The 16408-nt window shown below is 74.6% G+C and carries 13 protein-coding genes and 5 tRNA genes; 11 read left to right on the plus strand and 7 right to left on the minus strand.

Going from position 1 to position 16408, the window contains the following annotated elements; all coding sequences use genetic code 11:
- Nucleotides 1-49 precede the first annotated feature (49 nt).
- The 6 genes from FNX44_RS12895 to FNX44_RS12920 all read left to right on the plus strand — a co-directional run bounded on the left by FNX44_RS12895 (nt 50) and on the right by FNX44_RS12920 (nt 9399).
- Complete coding sequence (locus tag FNX44_RS12895) at nt 50-904, plus strand: MetQ/NlpA family ABC transporter substrate-binding protein (protein WP_143648213.1); 855 nt, start codon at nt 50-52, stop codon at nt 902-904.
- 111 nt (nt 905-1015) lie between these two features.
- The gene (locus tag FNX44_RS12900; protein WP_143648214.1) at nt 1016-1678 is read left to right on the plus strand and encodes a GNAT family N-acetyltransferase; all 663 of its coding nucleotides are present in this window, start codon (nt 1016-1018) and stop codon (nt 1676-1678) included.
- 127 nt (nt 1679-1805) lie between these two features.
- The gene (gene cbiE, locus FNX44_RS12905) at nt 1806-3065 is read left to right on the plus strand and encodes a precorrin-6y C5,15-methyltransferase (decarboxylating) subunit CbiE (protein ID WP_143648215.1); all 1260 of its coding nucleotides are present in this window, start codon (nt 1806-1808) and stop codon (nt 3063-3065) included.
- 297 nt (nt 3066-3362) lie between these two features.
- A complete protein-coding gene (gene cobT / locus FNX44_RS12910) occupies nt 3363-7268 on the plus strand; it encodes a nicotinate-nucleotide--dimethylbenzimidazole phosphoribosyltransferase (protein ID WP_143648216.1) in 3906 nt (1301 codons plus the stop codon).
- Nucleotides 7269-7353: 85 nt separating this feature from the next.
- Nucleotides 7354-8577 (plus strand): uroporphyrinogen-III C-methyltransferase, encoded by a 1224-nt coding sequence (cobA, locus tag FNX44_RS12915; protein ID WP_143648217.1) that lies wholly within the window; start codon nt 7354-7356, stop codon nt 8575-8577.
- 21 nt (nt 8578-8598) lie between these two features.
- Entirely contained in the window at nt 8599-9399 is an 801-nt protein-coding gene (locus FNX44_RS12920; RefSeq protein WP_143648218.1) for a TrmH family RNA methyltransferase, read from the plus strand.
- 55 nt (nt 9400-9454) lie between these two features.
- Here FNX44_RS12920 and FNX44_RS12925 read toward each other — a convergent pair whose 3' ends face one another.
- Nucleotides 9455-10633: a serine/threonine-protein kinase gene (locus FNX44_RS12925; protein ID WP_143648219.1), complete on the minus strand. Its 1179-nt coding sequence runs from the start codon at nt 10631-10633 to the stop codon at nt 9455-9457.
- 551 nt (nt 10634-11184) lie between these two features.
- On the opposite strand from FNX44_RS12925, the gene FNX44_RS12930 reads away from it, so the two are divergent.
- Nucleotides 11185-11406, plus strand: coding sequence for a hypothetical protein (locus tag FNX44_RS12930; RefSeq protein WP_228449857.1), 222 nt, complete (start codon nt 11185-11187; stop codon nt 11404-11406).
- Nucleotides 11407-11623: 217 nt separating this feature from the next.
- Here FNX44_RS12930 and FNX44_RS12935 read toward each other — a convergent pair.
- From FNX44_RS12935 to FNX44_RS12955, 5 genes are all read right to left on the minus strand, one after another.
- A tRNA-Val gene (locus FNX44_RS12935) sits at nt 11624-11695 on the minus strand.
- Between the two features lie 56 nt (nt 11696-11751).
- Nucleotides 11752-11823, minus strand: a tRNA-Val gene (locus tag FNX44_RS12940).
- Nucleotides 11824-11840: 17 nt separating this feature from the next.
- Nucleotides 11841-11912 (minus strand) — tRNA-Val (locus tag FNX44_RS12945).
- Between the two features lie 4 nt (nt 11913-11916).
- Nucleotides 11917-11987, minus strand: a tRNA-Cys gene (locus FNX44_RS12950).
- Between the two features lie 28 nt (nt 11988-12015).
- Nucleotides 12016-12088, minus strand: a tRNA-Gly gene (locus FNX44_RS12955).
- Nucleotides 12089-12333: 245 nt separating this feature from the next.
- Between FNX44_RS12955 and FNX44_RS12960 the strand changes: the two genes are divergently transcribed.
- From FNX44_RS12960 to FNX44_RS12970, 3 genes are all read left to right on the plus strand, one after another.
- A complete protein-coding gene (locus tag FNX44_RS12960; protein ID WP_143648220.1) occupies nt 12334-13443 on the plus strand; it encodes a chorismate-binding protein in 1110 nt (369 codons plus the stop codon).
- A complete protein-coding gene (locus FNX44_RS12965) occupies nt 13440-14264 on the plus strand; it encodes an aminotransferase class IV (protein WP_323369320.1) in 825 nt (274 codons plus the stop codon). Before FNX44_RS12960 ends, FNX44_RS12965 begins: the two co-directional genes overlap by 4 nt.
- 86 nt (nt 14265-14350) lie before the next feature.
- A complete protein-coding gene (locus tag FNX44_RS12970; protein ID WP_143648221.1) occupies nt 14351-15184 on the plus strand; it encodes a GNAT family N-acetyltransferase in 834 nt (277 codons plus the stop codon).
- Between the two features lie 30 nt (nt 15185-15214).
- Here FNX44_RS12970 and FNX44_RS12975 read toward each other — a convergent pair whose 3' ends face one another.
- Nucleotides 15215-15730, minus strand: a complete 516-nt coding sequence (locus FNX44_RS12975) for a DsbA family protein (protein ID WP_143648222.1) — start codon at nt 15728-15730, stop codon at nt 15215-15217.
- Nucleotides 15731-15858: 128 nt separating this feature from the next.
- On the opposite strand from FNX44_RS12975, the gene FNX44_RS12980 reads away from it, so the two are divergent.
- On the plus strand, nt 15859-16308 hold the full coding sequence (locus FNX44_RS12980; protein WP_143648223.1) for a hypothetical protein: 450 nt from the start codon (nt 15859-15861) through the stop codon (nt 16306-16308).
- The last annotated feature ends 100 nt before the right edge of the window (nt 16309-16408 follow it).

A 16408-nucleotide genomic window follows, 5' to 3' on the forward strand; every position in this document is an offset into this window, starting at 1 on the left:
AGCCCGAACCCTTCGTCGGGCCGGCACCACACAGAAAGAGGCACTCTTCGTGCGCACCCACCTCAGGACCACCGTCCTCGCGGCGACCGCCGCCGCCCTCACCCTCGCCCTGACCGCCTGCGGCACCGCCTCCGACCCGGACACCGGCGCCGCCACGGACAGCAGCAAGCCGCTGACCGTCGGCGCCTCCGCCACCCCGCACGCCGGCATCCTCGAGTACGTCCGGGACAACCTCGCGAAGGACGCCGACCTCGACCTGAAAATCAAGGTCTTCGACGACTACCGGCTGCCCAACACCGCCCTCCAGGACGGCCAGATCGGCGCCAACTTCTTCCAGCACAAGCCGTTCCTCGACGACTACAACAAGCAGAGCGGCGACACCCTCGTCCCGGTCGTCAACGTCCACCTCGAGCCGCTGGCGCTCTACTCCAAGTCCGTCAAGGGCGTCAAGGACCTCAAGGCCGGGCACACCGTCGCCGTGCCCAACGACGCCACCAACGAGGGCCGCGCGCTGAAGCTGCTCGCCGACCACGGCCTGATCACGCTGAAGGGCGGCGTCGGCAGCGGCGCCACCCTCGCGGACGTCACCGACCGCAAGGGCCTGAAGTTCAAGGAGCTGGAGGCGGCCACCCTGCCGCGCTCCCTGGGCGACGTGGACGCCGCCGTCATCAACGGCAACTACGCCATCGAGGCGGGGCTCAAGCCGGCGAAGGACGCCCTTGTCACCGAGAAGACCGAGGGCAACCCGTACGCCAACCTGCTCGCCGTGAAGAAGGGCAGCGAGAAGGACCCGCGCGTGGTCAAGCTCGCCGAACTGCTCAACTCCGACAAGGTCCGCGCCTACCTGGAGAAGACCTACGACGACGGTTCGGTCATCCCGGCCTTCGGTCCCGTCAAGTCCTGACCGGCACGGCGCACGGCGGCGGGCCCCGGTGTCCACCGGGGCCCGCCGCTGCGTGTCCGCTGATCGATGCTGCATGCTGTGCACTTGACCCCTCGCAGGTTGGAGCGGCGCATGACCTCTTCGTCTCCCGGTTTTCCGGACATCTCACTCAGCACGGACCGGCTGGTGCTGCGGCCGCTGGACGAGGCGGACGTCCCGGAGTTCACCGAGATGATGAACGACGAACTGGTCGCCGCCTGGACCTCGGTGCCCACCCCCTACACCCGGGCCGACGCCCGTGAGTGGATCACCCTCCGGGCTCCGGCGGAACGCGCCGCCGGCACCGGCGTGGCCTTTGCCGTCACCGAACTCCTCACCCAACGCCTCGTCGGCACCGTCCACCTGCGGAACGTCGACCGGCGGGTGCGCGCCGCCGAGGCCGCCTACGTCATCGCCCCCTGGGCCAGAGGCGAGGGCTACGCCTGCGAGTCGGTGCTGGCAGCCGCCGGCTGGCTCTTCGACGACCAGGGCTTCGAACGGCTGGAACTGCGCACCGCCGCCGACAACACCGCCTCCCAGCAGGTCGCCCAGAAGATCGGCTGCATCAGCGAAGGCGTCCTGCGCAACGCCTGGATAGCGCGCGCCCGCACCGAGGAAGGCCACTGGACCGAGCTGCGCACCGACCTCATCGTCTGGAGCCTCCTCCCGGAGGACCTGGACGGCGTCGCGGAGGAGCTGGCCCAGGGCGGCACCTACGCCCACTACCCGAACTGGCCCGGCCGCCACCACAGCTGAACCGCGCGCCCGGGGACCGACCCCGGCGGCGTCCACGGCGGGCCGGGCCGATGGGTGCGCGGGGTGCGGCTCGGGTAGTCTCACCCTGCCCCCGACCTGCGCAACAGCCCCCAGGAGAGTCACGCCGATGGCCGACCGCGTCACGGTGATCGGGTGGGACGGCTCGCCGCTGACCGCCGCGGCCCTCTCCGCCCTCCGGGCCGCCACCCTGGTCGCCGGCGCCGCCCACCATCTGGCGCTGCCCGAGGTGCCGCCGAACGCCGAGCGGATACGACTCGGCAGCGTCGCGCTGGCCGCCCGCCGTATCGCCTCCCACCGCGGCACCGCGGTGGTACTCGCCGACGGCGACCCGGGCTTCTTCGGCGTCGTCCGGGTGCTCCGCGCCCCGGAGTTCGGACTGGAGGTCGAGGTCGTCCCCGCCGTCTCCGCCGTCGCCACCGCCTTCGCCCGCGCCGGGATGCCCTGGGACGACGCCCGGATCGTCGTCGCCCACAGCCGCACCCTGCGCCGGGCCGTCAACGTCTGCCGCGCCCACCCCAAGGTGGCCGTCCTCACCTCACCCGGAGCCGGCCCCGCCGAACTCGGCCTGCTGCTCACCGGAGTGCACCGCACCTTTGTCATCTGCGAGGCACTCGGCACCCCGCAGGAACGGGTCACCGTCCTCACCTCCGACAAGGCGGCCGACTACGTCTGGCGGGACCCCAACGTGGTGATCGTCCTCGGTGGCCAGGGCGCACCGAGACCGACGGGGAACGCCGCCTCCGGCGCCGGCCACACCCGACTCGGCGGCTGGCTCGCGGGCCGACCCGCGGGCCAGCGCGAGGAACCCCGGGGCTGGGCCCTGCCCTACCAGGCGGACCGACCCACCGAACCCGAGCCGCCCGGCACGGTCGCCGACGGATCCACCCAGCTGCGCGCCGTGCAACTGGCCCGACTCGGCCCGCGCCCAGGCGACCTGGTGTGGGACATCGGCACGGGCGACGGCCGGTTGGCGGCCGAGGTGGCGCGGTTCGGCGCCGCGGTGATCGCCGTCGACCGCAACGCGGAGGCCTGCGGCCGCGCTTCGGCGACCGCCGCCGCGCTCGGCGTCCAGGTACAGGTCGTGCACGGCGGCGCGCCACAGGTACTGGAGGACCTGCCGGAACCGGACGTCGTGCGCGTCGGCAGCCCCTCGCCCCGCCTGCTCGCCGCCTGCGTCGACCGCCGACCCGAACGAGTGGTCACCCACGCCGGCACCCGGGACGAGGCCGAGGCGCTGGGGCGGGTGTTGGACGAGAGCGGCTACCGCGTCGAGTGCCTGCTGCTCCAGTCCGTCGACCTGGACACCGCCGACTGGTCCGAGCGGGACCGGACGGTCGTTTTCCTGCTCTGCGGAAGTCGTATGTGATCTGGTCGGAATGAACCGTGACCAAGCGGGGTCAGTCGTGCACCCGGGACACCTTCTGTCGGTGCCGACGGGTAGGGTGATGGACCGTTGTGTGTCCGGTCCGTCGGGCGGTTCGCCGCACCCGCGTCGGCCCTTCGACCAGCGGTCGAGCGGGTCGCGCCACCGGGTTTCCGCGTCACGTCGCGGATGGACGAACGAGGGAGACGTGCCGTGAGTTCCACGCGCTCGTTGTACCTCGACAAGGGGGCTTACCGTCCCGGCGGGCTGGCAGAAGAGGACGATGGGCGAGGGGTACGCATGACTGACACCGGCCGGATCCCCGGCGAGGGACAGCCGGAGAACGCAGGCGCACCGCAGGAGCAGCCGGGCGTCCCGGCGTCCGGCGGCTACACCTTTCCCGACCCGGCCCCCGGGCCCGGCGCGGATCAGGACGACCAGCTGCTGATGCCCAGTTCGCAGGGCGCGTGGGGCGAGCCGCTGAACAGCGGGCAGTACTACCGCCAGCCCATGCCCGCCGACGCCCCCGTCCACACGCACGCTCCCGCCCACGCTCCCGCGCAGGGTGCCGTCGACCACCTGCCGGAGAACCACGAGACCGACGGCCGGGACTCAGGCGTCCACGACTACAGCGCGGTGCGGATGCACGCCGACGGCGGACAGCCGCTCGGTGGTGGGACACACGGCCGCCACACCCCGGCGGGCGGCGTGCCCGTGGACGGTACCCCGGCCGGCGGTGTGCCCGCCGGTGGTACCCCGCCCGGCGGCGTGCCGCGTCGGCCGCTGCACCTCGGCCCGCCGGTGCCCGAGCAGTCCGGCGCGGTGCGCTCCCTCGCCGACCGCGGCCCCAGCGGGCCGCCCGCCGCGAGCCGGCCCGCCCCTGTCCAGCAGCCGGTCGAGCCCCTGGCCGCCGCACCGCAGCCGCCCGACGGCGGCTACGGCCCCGGCATGCCCGCGCCCGGCCCGCGCCCGGAGGACGGCACCGGCGGCTACCCCCAGCAGGGCGCACCGGAGTACCTGGACGTGTCCATGGCCACCGGCCCGGCCACCATGCCGGACCCCTCCCAGCTGCCCGGCCCGCAGCTCGGCGAGCTGCCCGGTCCCCAACTCGGTGAGCTGCCCGGCCGGTCCGGACCCTGGCAGCAGGTGGCCCCCGCCTCCGAGCCGCAGCCGGGAGCAGCCACCGGCGAGACGCCGCTGCCGACCGGCGCCGAGCACGAGTCGTTCCCCGAGGCCCAGCCGGTCGAGCCGGCGGCGGCCGAGGCCGGCGTACAGGGCGAGGCCGCCGTCCAGGCCACCCCCGTGCAGTCCGCTCCCGTCGAGCCGGGGACCGGTGCGCCCGCCGCCGTTGAGCCGGCCGCCGTTGAGGCCGGGGCGGCAGAGGCGACCGCCGAGCCGGTGGCCGCCGAGCCCGTGCCTGTCGAGGCGGCGCCGAGCGAGCCCGCCGAGGCGGCGCCGGTCGCGGTGGACGGGGAGGCCGTCGCGCCCGGCGAGCCGCAGGAACCCGGCGCCGAAGCCGCCGCCCCGGGCCACCCGATCGCGCTCGGAGCCGCCGCGCCCGCCCCGGCGGTCGACGCCCACGGAAACCCCCTCCCCTCGGCAGTCGAGGGACTGCCGCACGCCGCTGCGCCGCAGCAGGCCGGTGCGCCGCAGCAGGTGACCATCCCGGCGCCCGCCGCTGAGACGCCGCTTGCGGCAGGTCCGGCCGTGCCCGCTCCGGGTGCGGCTTCGCCGCAGGGGCCGGAGGCGGGCGATCCGCTGACCGACCCGCTGCCCGAGCAGGTCCAGGCGAGCCCCGCCGAGCCGGTGGCCGCCGTCGCCGTCGCGCCTGTGGAGGCCGCGTCCAGCGGCGGGACGGGTGAGTCCGCCGGCCGGCAGCCCGCCGGGAGCGGGCCGTCGGAGTCCGGACAGGCCGTGGCGGCCGAGTCGTCGGCCGCCGCGCCCGTACAGATGGTGCCGGGGCCGAGAGCCGCCGAACCGCAGCCCGCGCCCGCGTCGTCGGATGCCGCGCAGCCGACCGCCGCCGCCGACCCGGTGCAGGCACCGGGCGAACAGCCTTCGCCGCAGGCCGACCCGGGGCCGACCGTGCACGCGATGCCCGCCGCCGAGCCGGCACCGCCCGCCGAGCCGTCGGACGAGCCGTCGGCGCAGGCGTCCGCGCAACCCGCCGCCCCGGCGGAGCCCGCGCCGGGCGCGGAGCCGGCCCAGCCGGCAGCCGAGGACGTGCCCGCCGATCCGGCCCCCGCCGAGGCGCCGCCCGCCGAGCCCGTGTCCGCGGAAGCCGTTCCTGCCGAGCCCGTGTCCGCGGAGCCCGCACCAGCGGCCGCCGAGCCCGTCGTCGCCGAGGGGGAGACGGCGACCGACCCGGCGACCGCGTCTGCCGAGGCCGCCCAGCCGGCCGTGTCCGAGGGCGCCGCCGACGCCGCGCGGCCCGCCGAGGCGCCCGCCGCCGAGGAAGCGGCCCCGCAGGGACCGCCCGCGCCCGGCTACTCGGACGCCGACCGCGACGCCGTGCACCGCGCGATGCGCGACCGCCGCGACATCCGCAACGGCTTCCGCGCGGACGCCATCCCGCACGAGGTGCTGCTGCGGGTCCTGGAGGCCGCGCACACCGCGCCCAGCGTGGGCCACTCCCAGCCGTGGGACTTCGTGATCATCCGCTCCGAGGAGACCCGGCGCCGCATGCACGAGCTGGCCCTGCGGCAGCGCGACGCGTACGCCGCGTCGCTGCCGAAGGCGCGGGCCAAGCAGTTCAAGGAACTGAAGATCGAGGCCATCCTCGACACCCCGGTGAACATCGTCGTCACCGCCGACGGCACCCGGGGCGGCCGGCACACCCTCGGCCGCCACACCCAGCCGCAGATGGCGCCGTACTCCTCCGCGCTCGCGGTGGAGAACCTCTGGCTCGCGGCCCGCGCCGAGGGACTGGGCGTGGGCTGGGTCAGCTTCTTCGACGAGCGTGAGATGGTCAGCGAGCTCGGGCTGCCCGAGCACCTGGAGGTCGTGGCCTACCTGTGCGTCGGCTACGTCGACGAGTTCCCCGACGAGCCGGAGCTGGTGCAGGCCGGCTGGTCCAAGCGCCGCCCGCTGTCGTGGGTGGTGCACGAGGAGTCCTACGGGCGGCGGATACTGCCCGGCGCCGAGCCGCACGACCTGCTCAGCGAGACGCTGGCCGCCATCCGTCCGCTGGACGCCAAGGCGCTCGGCGAGGCGTGGGAGCGGCAGAAGCGCATGACCAAGCCGTCCGGCGCGCTCGGCATGCTGGAGATCATCTCCGCGCAGCTCAGTGGGCTGGCCCGGCAGTGCCCGCCGCCGATCCCGGAGCCGGCCGCCGTGGCGATCTTCGCCGGCGACCACGGGGTGCACGCCCAGGGCGTGACCGCGTGGCCGCAGGAGGTCACCGGCCAGATGGTGGCGAACTTCCTGGGCGGCGGCGCCGTCTGCAACGCGTTCGCCGGCCAGGTCGGCGCCGAGGTGTGTGTGATCGACGTCGGTGTGGCGGGCACGCTGCCCGCGACACCCGGGCTGCTGCCGCGCAAGGTCCGGCCGGGTACCGCCGACTTCACCGCCGGCCCCGCGATGACCCGCGAGGAGGCCACCCGCGCCCTGGAGGTGGGCATCGAGACCGCGCGTGACCTGGTCACCGCCGGGAACCGGGCCCTGCTGACGGGCGAGATGGGCATCGCCAACACCACCGTCTCCGCCGCGCTGATCTCCGTCTACACCGGTGTCGACCCGGCGGAGGTCACCGGGCGCGGCACCGGCGTGAGCGACGAGATGCACGCCCACAAGGTGGAGGTCGTCCGGCGGGCCCTGGAACTCCACGACGTGGACCCGACCGACCCGATCGGCGTACTCGCCGCGATCGGCGGTCTGGAGCACGCCGCGATGGTCGGCCTGATCCTCGGCGGCGCCTCGCTGCGCACTCCGGTGATCCTGGACGGCGTGAGCGCCGGTGCCGCCGCGCTGGTCGCCCGGGCCATGGCCCCGGAGGCCCTGGCGGCCTGCATCGCCGGCCACCGCAGCGCCGAACCCGGCCATCTCGCCGCGCTCAACACGTTGGGGCTGCGTCCGCTGGTCGATCTCGACCTGCGGCTCGGCGAGGGCACCGGTGCCCTGCTCGCCCTGCCGATCGTGCAGAGCGCGGCCCGCGCGATGCACGAGGTCGCGACGTTTGATGCGGCGGGCGTCACAGAGAAGAACTGATCGGCCGCCGGCCGTCTACAGTGCACCTATCCGCCGCTCCGCCGCCGCAGCGGCCCCCGTGCTCGATCCGAGGAGCAGCACCGCCATGCCCGAGCTTCCCGCCTACCCCGTCGGCCTGCGTCTGGCGGGCCGCCGCGTTGTCGTACTCGGCGGCGGCACCGTCGCGCAGCGCCGACTGCCCTCGCTGATCGCCGCCGGCGCGGTGGTGGAACTGATCTCCCCGGAGGTCACCGCCACCATCGAGGCGATGGCGGACACCGGGGAGATCAGCTGGGCGCGGCGCGGCTACCGTCCCGGCGACCTGGCGGACGCCTGGTACGCACTGATCGCCACCAGTGACCCCGATGCCAACGAGGCCGCCTCCGCCGAGGCCGAGCGGTCCCGGGTATGGGCGGTGCGCAGTGACGACGCGACGGCGGCGACCGCCTGGACGCCGGCGACCGGCCACAGCGAGGGCGTCACCGTGGCCGTGCTCACCGGGCAGGACCCCCGGCGCTCGGCGGCGGTCCGCGACGCCGTGATCGAGGGGCTGCGGGACGGCACGCTGGCGGCGCCGGCGTTCCGGGAGCGGGCGAGCGGCAGTGTCGCCCTGGTGGGCGGCGGTCCCGGCGACCCCGACCTGATCACCGTGCGCGGTCGGCGGCTGCTGGCCGCCGCCGACGTCGTCGTCGCCGACCGGCTCGGCCCGCGCGAACTGCTCGACGAACTCCCGCCGCACGTCGAGGTGATCGACGCGGCGAAGATCCCCTACGGCCGCGCCATGGCGCAGGAGGCCATCAACGAGGCGCTGATCAGGCACGCCAAGGCCGGTCGTGCGGTCGTCCGTCTCAAGGGCGGCGACCCGTACGTGTTCGGGCGCGGCATGGAGGAGGCCCAGGCGCTGGCCGCCGAGGGCATCCCGGTCACCGTCGTACCCGGCATCTCCAGCTCGATCAGCGTGCCGGCGGTGGCCGGCATCCCGGTCACCCACCGGGGCGTGGCCCACGAGTTCACCGTCGTCAGCGGGCACGTCGCCCCCGACGACAGCCGCTCACTGGTGGACTGGGCGGCGCTGGCCCGACTGCGCGGCACCCTGGTGGTCCTGATGGGCGTCGAGCGGATCGCCGCCATCGCCAAGGCCCTCGCCGAGCACGGCCGGGACGGGGGCACCCCGGTCGCGGTGATCCAGGAGGGCACCACCGCCACCGAGCGCCGACTGGACGCCACCCTCGCCACCGTCGGCGACGCGGTCGCCCGGGAGGGCATACGGCCGCCCGCCGTCATCGTCATCGGCGACGTGGTGGCCGTCGGACTCGGCACCGGCCGCTGAGCGCGAGGGACCGCACCACCCGTGGGAGAACCGATCACCGTCGAGGACCCGGGCGATCCCCGGCTGTCCGACTACACCGACCTCACCGACGTCGAGCTGCGGCGCCGACGCGAGCCGGCCGAGGGGCTGTTCATCGCGGAGGGCGAGAAGGTCATCCGCCGTGCGCTCGCCGCCGGTTACGAGATCCGTTCCATGCTGCTGGCGCCCAAGTGGCTCGACGTCATGCGGGACGTCGTCGCGGAGGTGCCGGCGCCCGTGTACACGGTGACGCCGCGGGTCGCCGAGCAGGTCACCGGCTACCACGTGCACCGCGGCGCGCTGGCCTCGATGCACCGCCGCCCGGTGGTCGGGCCGGGCGCGCTGCTGGACGGGGCGCGGCGGGTCGCGGTGTTGGAGGACCTGGTCGACCACGCCAACGTCGGCGCGGCCTTCCGCAACGCGGCGGCGCTCGGCGTGGACGCCGTGCTGCTCACCCCGCGCTGCGCGGACCCGCTCTACCGGCGGGCGGTGAAGGTGTCGATGGGCGCCGTCCTCCAGCTTCCGTGGACCCGCTTCGACTCCTGGCCGGACGGGCTCGACGCGCTGGGAGAGCACGGCTTCCTCACCGCCGCGCTGTGCCTGGCCGACGACTCGATCACCCTGGACGAACTCGCCGCGCGGCGGCCCGAGCGGCTGGCGCTGCTCTTCGGGACGGAGGGCGAGGGTCTGACCGCCGGGGCGCTGGCCCGCGCCGATGTGCGGGTGCGCATCCCGATGGCGGCGGGCGTGGACTCCCTGAACGTCGCCGCCGCCTCCGCCGTGGCCTTCTACGCCACCCGCTGACCGACCGGCGGGCCGCGCCGGGCAGCGGGTGGCGGGGTCAGGAGAAGACGCGGGGTCAGGAGAAGACGCCCTGCACCAGTGCGATGCCCAGGGCGACGGCCACGGTCACCGTCACGAACACCACAAGTCGCTGCCGCAGCAGCCTTCGGCGCGCCTCGGTGCGCGGCAGCGGTCGGCGTCCGGGCCGGCTGCCGCTGCCGGTGCGCGACGCCGGAACCGCCCGGCCGCGACCGCCCGTGCCCGCCGTCGGTCGGGCCGGCCGTCGGCCGGAGCCGGTGGTCCCGCCCCCGGTGGGCCGTCCGGTGGGGCGCTCGCCGGTGCGGCCCGCCGTACGCGAGCCGGTCGCGGTGCCGCGCGCCGTGCGCACGGTGGCGGCGGGGGCGTCCCCGGCTACCCGGGCGGTCGGCAGCCCGCGGGCCTCCCGCGCCGCGATCTCCTTCAGCCGCAGCGAGAGCTGGAGCGTGCTCGGCCGGTCCTCCGGGGACTTCGCCAGACAGGCCGCGACGATCGGCGCGAGTGCCGGCGGCACCGCCGACAGGTGCGCGTCCTCGTGTACGACGCGGTACAGCATGATCTCCGAACTGCCCTGGCCGAAGGGCGAGTCGCCGGTCGCGGCGTAGGCGAGCGTGGCGCCCAGCGAGAACACGTCGGTGGCCGGGGTGACGGCCGCCCCGCGCACCTGCTCGGGGGCGAGGAAACCGGGGGAGCCGACCGCCGTGCCGACGTGCGTCAGGGTGCTGGCACCCGTCGCCCAGGCGATGCCGAAGTCGATGATGCGGGGGCCCTTGGGCGACAGCAGGATGTTGGACGGCTTGAGGTCGCGGTGGACGACACCGGCCTCGTGCACCGCCACCAGCCCCTCGGCGAGTGCCGCGCCGACCGCCGCGACGTGCGCCGCCGACAGCGGCCCGCCCTCGTGCACCTTGTCGTGCAGCGACGGCCCCGGCACGTACTGGGTGGCGAACCACGGCCGGGCGGCGTCGAGATCGGCCGCGACGAGCCGGGCGGTGCAGCCGCCGCGGATGCGCCGCGCCGCGGAGACCTCGCGCGCGAAGCGGGTCCGGAACTCCTCGTCCTCCGCCAGGTCCGGCCGGATCACCTTCAGCGCGACACGCTGCCCGCGCCGGTCCGAACCGAGGTAGACCACGCCCATCCCGCCCGCGCCCAAGCGCCGGTGAAGTTTGAACGAGCCCACGACGCGCGGGTCTTCGCGCCGTAGCCGCATTATCGCCATGCCCTTCCCCTGCCTCCGGTGGACAGGCCCCGTATCAATCGCGCCGCCCGGTCCTGATGACGCCCACAGCTTACGGAGTGCCGTGCCGGTCCGCGCAGATGCCGCGCACGCCAGGAGGTGGATTGTCGCCACGCGCGGACGATTCCCGTGGCACAGGCGGCCGGTCTCCGGCCGAGCACGGGCCCGATGGCCGTGCCGGTGTCAACTGCGCCTGTGCGCAAGGGAGCTGAGGTCGGCGGTCGGCGGGCACCGAGTGGTGGTGGGGCAACCGGCCGGCCGGCGGGGAGACCGTCCGGGCGAGGCCGGGCGGGGGAGCGCGGGTGATCTTCGGGTGAGTGAAGTCACCATGATCCATCCGGTCTCGGGGACGGTCTCCACCCTGGGGAGTACACGAGGATGAGCCGCCTCCTTCTTGGGGATGCCCCCGTTCGGTACGCGGGCATGACGTCGGGCCGCCGTCGGCTGCCTAGGCTTGTCGACAAGCGGTGGGTGACGTACTCGTCCCCCGAGGTGGGTCACCCACCGCCACAGACCCTGAGGGAGCGTGAGTGATGGCGCACATGGCGCAGCGGGCGACCGCCCGCGCACAGGAGCGGGTCTCGTACCTGGTCGCCACCGTCGCGACCATCGGCACCCGGCCGTCCGGCCAGCGCCATCCGCTGGTGGCGGCCGCCATCGTGCTCCCCGTGGCCCTGCTGCTCGCCGTCGTCTTCGGCGGTGTGGACGCGGTGGTCACCAAAGCGTCGTCCGTGGCGGGAATGCTGGGGCGCTAGAGCAGCGCCCCGGGGTTCGGGAGAGCGGCCCGGACCGGGGACATCCCGGCCAGTCAACCCCGTGGGGACGGGGGTGCGGAGGACGGCGAGAGGCCCGGGCAGCTGGGGAGCTGCCCGGGCCTCGGCCATTCCCCGAGGAACAGCAGCCCCGGTACGCGAGGAGCGACAAGAGGAGCGACAAAGAGCCCCGGTCGGCGTGCCGACCGGGGCTCTGCTGTGGACGATACTGGGATTGAACCAGTGACCTCTTCCGTGTCAGGGAAGCGCTCTCCCGCTGAGCTAATCGTCCGGGTACGCGGCCACCGACTCCGGAGCGGGTCCGGTGCCGACGGCTGTGCCGCGAAGTGCGCGATACTGGGATTGAACCAGTGACCTCTTCCGTGTCAGGGAAGCGCTCTCCCGCTGAGCTAATCGCGCGGGGGCCCGAAGGCCGGTGGACGATACTGGGATTGAACCAGTGACCTCTTCCGTGTCAGGGAAGCGCTCTCCCGCTGAGCTAATCGTCCATAAAGGTGGAGACGGGATTCGAACCCGTGTAGACGGCTTTGCAGGCCGTTGCCTCGCCTCTCGGCCACTCCACCAGGAGTGCGGGGACCAGGCCCCACTTCGAGCGGACGACGAGATTCGAACTCGCGACCCTCACCTTGGCAAGGTGATGCTCTACCAACTGAGCCACGTCCGCAGGTGTCGTGTGTCCGGTGCCTGTTCGTGCCCCGGCGACGCGTTGAACTCTAGCGGATTCCGCGGCCAGCTCCAATTCCGTTCCCCCCGCGTGACCGGCGCCCATGCCTGTCCGGTGGGTCGGAGCGGCGTCGCGGCGCCTGGCACCCGCGCTCACCGCGTTGTCGTCGGTCACCGACTCCCACAGGCGCCGGACGCCGCTCCTTCCTCCACTCCGACCCACCGGACAGGCCTAGACTCGAAACCGTGCTCGATCTGCCCCCGCTCGCCCGCTTCGGCGGCGTTCTCGCCTCCGACCTGCGGGATGTCACCAGCGACCCGGCGGCCCTGGACTCCCGGGGCTGGTGGGCGGTGGTCGCCGACTTCGAGGGGGGACTGGTCTGCGCGCGCTTCGCCGACGTACGGCCGGCGCCCCCCGCTCCCCGCACCGCCCGCTGGCGCGGGCCCGCGCCCGGGGACTGGTCGTCCTCGCTGGACGAGGCGGCGTACGTCGCCGGTGTCCGCCGCGTCCGCGAGTACATCGCCGCCGGCGACGTCTACCAGGCGAATCTCTGCCGGGTGCTGACCGCGCCGCTGCCCGACCCCCACACGGTGGACGTCGCGGCCCTCGCCGACGCCCTGGACCGGGGGAACCCGGCCCCCTACGCGGGTGTCGTCCGGCTGCCGGCGCACGGCGTCGAGGTGGCGACGGCCTCCCCGGAGCTGTATCTGCGCCGCCGGGGGCGGGTCGTGGAGTCCGGGCCCATCAAGGGGACCGGACGCACCGCGGACGACCTGCTGGAGAAGGACCACGCCGAGAACGTGATGATCGTCGACCTGGTCCGCAACGACCTGGGCCGGGTCTGCGCCACCGGCAGCGTCACCGTGCCCGCGCTGTGCGCGGTGGAGGCCCACCCGGGCCTGGTCCACCTCGTCTCCACCGTGCGCGGCGAACTCGCCGACGGCGCAGGCTGGGCCGAGCTGTTCGCGGGGACCTTCCCTCCCGGGTCCGTCACCGGCGCCCCGAAGTCCAGCGCGCTGCGCATCATCGACGAACTGGAGACGGCTCCCCGGGGCCCCTACTGCGGCGGGGTGGGCTGGGTCGACGCCGACCGCGGCCGCGGCGAGCTGGCCGTGGGCATACGCACCTTCTGGGTCGACCGCCACGCCCCCGGAGGACCGGTCCTGCGTTTCGGTACCGGTGCCGGCATCACCTGGGGCTCCGACCCGGACCGGGAGTGGGCGGAGACGGAACTCAAGGCCGAGCGGCTGCTGCGGGTAGCGTCGGGGGAGCAACCGAGCGGACCGACCGGAGCCGCTGCCGGCACGGCGGGCGTGGCGCCCCGGGGCGCCACCGAGAGGAAGGCGGCACAGTGACGCTTATCTGGGTGGACGGCGCCCTCAGGGACCCCGCGAACGCACGGGTCTCGATCTTCGACCACGGGCTGACCGTGGGCGACGGCGTGTTCGAGTCGGTCAAGACGCTCGACGGCCGCCCCTTCGCGCTCACCCGCCACCTGGCGCGCCTCGCCCGCTCGGCGGCAGGTCTCGGCCTGCCCGAACCCGACCTCGACGAGGTGCGGCGGGCCTGCACGGCCGTCATCGGCGCGAATCCGGCCGCGCTCGGACTGCTGCGCATCACCTACACCGCCGGCCTCGGACCGCTCGCCTCAAGCCGCGGCGAGGACCGGCCCACCCTGGTCGTCGCGGCCGGCGAGGCCCACCGGCGCCCGGACGCCACCGCCGTGATCACCGTGCCCTGGCGGCGCAACGAGCACGGCGCGCTGGCCGGCCTGAAGACCACCTCCTACGCGGAGAACGTGATCGCCCTCGCCCGGGCACGGCAGAGCGCGGCCACCGAGGCGCTGTTCGCCAACACCGCCGGACTGCTGTGCGAGGGCACCGGCAGCAACGTGTTCGTGGTGCTCGACGGACGCCTGCACACCCCGCCGCTCAGCTCCGGCTGCCTGGCCGGCATCACCCGGGAACTGGTCCTGCAGTGGACCGACGCCCAGGAGACCGACCTGACCATGGACGACCTCGCCCGGGCCGAGGAGGTCTTCCTGACCTCCTCGCTGCGGGACGTTCAGGCGGTGCGGGCCGTCGACGGACGGCCCCTCGCCGCCGCCCCCGGGCCCGTCACCGCCAAGGCCATGCGGATCTTCGAGGAGCGCTCCGCCGGCGACCTGGACCCCTGACCGGGCCCTCCGCCCTGCGGCGGCGGGTCTGTTTCCGCCTATCGGCGGGCTGGGCAGCGTCCGCCCGCGCTGGTACAAACGCAGCGATGACCACCACACTGCGCCCGTCCGCCCCCGAGCGGCGCTTCGCCGACGGCAGCCGCTCGCGGACGTACGACATCTGCGTCAACAGCCGGCCCGTCGGCGGGGTACGGCTGCGGACGGAGGTCGAGCCCGGGGCGCCGCCGGTCGGCCGGATCGACCGGCTGGAGGTCGCGCCCGCCGACCGGCGACGCGGCCGTGCCACCGTCGCCGCTCTCGCCGCCGAGGAGATCCTGCGCTCCTGGGGCTGCTCCCGGATCTGGCTCGCGGTGCCCGCGACCGCCGAGGCCGCGATCAACCTCGCCGCCGCGCTCGGCTACCGCCAGACCGTCGCCCACCTGGACAAACACCTCACCACCGTCCCCGAGCTGCCGTCGGACGCCACCCACCGGCCGCTCACCGGCGAGGAGCTGGAACAGTGGCGGACGGCCACCGCCGACCGGTTCGTGACGGAGTGCCTGGCCGAGGGCATGGACCGGCAGTTCGCCGAGGCCCGCTCCCGTCACGACCTCGCCGACCTGCCCCCGAGCGGCGACCGTGCGGCGAACAGGGTGCTGTGGGCGCTGGAGCACCGCGGCGAGCGGGTCGGCACCCTGTGGCTCTCACCGGGCCGGCCGGGCCTGGAGGACGGCTTTGTCCACTCCGTCGCCGTCGACGAGCCGCACCGGGGCCAGGGGCACGGGCGCACCCTGATGCTGCTCGCCGAACGCGAGTGTCTGGCCGGCGGCACCGACCGGCTCGCCCTCAACGTGTTCCGGTCGAACACCGTCGCCAGGCGGCTCTACGACTCGCTGGGCTACCGGGCGACCGTGCTGCACCACGGAAAGCGGCTGCTGTGACCGCCGCCGGGGAGCCGGTCAGCCCAGGGGTCAGGCCGTCGTCGGCAGGGCGTCGACGATCTGCTCGATCCGGGCCCGCAGCCCCTCCTGGGAGCGGCCGCCGTCCAGCCGCTCGCCCCCGACCACGTAGGTGGGTGTGCCGCTGACGCCCAGCGCCCGGCCCTCCGCCTGGTCGGCGTCGACGGCCAGCAGATGGCGGCCGTCGAACAGCGCGCTCTCCACCTCGTCGGCGTCCAGGCCCAGCTCCGCGGCGAGCGCCACCAGCAGTTCCTCGCCGCGCTGACCGAGTTCGGCGGTACGGGACAGCAACTCCCGCACGTACCGGTCGCCGGCGCCCTGCGCGTACGCCTCCTCGGCGGCCTGTGCGGCGGCGTAGGCGTGCTTGTTCTTCGCCAGTGGGAAGTGGCGCAGCCGGATCTCCAGTCGGTCGCCGTAGCGTTCGCGCAGCGCCGCGAGGTCGGCCTGGGCGGTGTGGCAGTCCGGGCACTGGAGGTCGAACCAGGTCTCCAGTACGGGAAGTGGCGCGGTGTGGTCGTCTGTGGACATGGGGCCATCCTCCCAGCCCGCCGCCCGACACCGGCCTCCACCCAGAGGAGGAGCCCGGACCCGGGGAATTCCCTCAGTTTCCCTCCCCACCTTGGCGCCGGCGGCGGGCGACGAGGCAGGATGGAGACATGCTGACCATCACCGTGTGCGCCGCACTCTCGGCGGCCGGCCTGGCCGTCTCGTTCCTGACCGCCTACCGCCGCCGGTTCGTGAAGGCGACCCGGCTGGCGGCGATCTCGCTGCTCCCGATCGGTCTGGCGATGGCCGGTCTGATCGGCCTGGGCGGCAAGGTCATCCAGGCGTTCTCCTCCTGGGCGGCCGACCTGGTGTTCAAGCCGACGGTGTGGGCCGGATTCGCGGTGCTGGCGCTGGCCGTCGTGCTCTACCTGGTGGCCGGTTTCGCCCAGGCCCGCTCCGGCGGCGGCACCCGACGGGAGCCCGCCGAGGACGGTGGCCGCCCGGCCGCGCCGCCGGCCGCCTCCCCGCCCGCGCTGCGTCGCGGCGGCGGGCGCGAGGCCGCCCCCGCCGGGGAGGACTTCTCGGACATCGAAGCGATTCTGAAAAAGCACGGGATCTGATGAACTGTGCGGCCCGCCGGGCGTGTTGAGGCGCTGGCGGGCGTTGGTCGCGCGATGATCGCGTCGAGATGCAGCACTACCCAGGAGACCAGCTCCCGCT

Origin of the sequence: Streptomyces alkaliterrae (assembly GCF_007097205.2) — a bacterium.
Taxonomy (GTDB): domain Bacteria; phylum Actinomycetota; class Actinomycetes; order Streptomycetales; family Streptomycetaceae; genus Streptomyces; species Streptomyces alkaliterrae.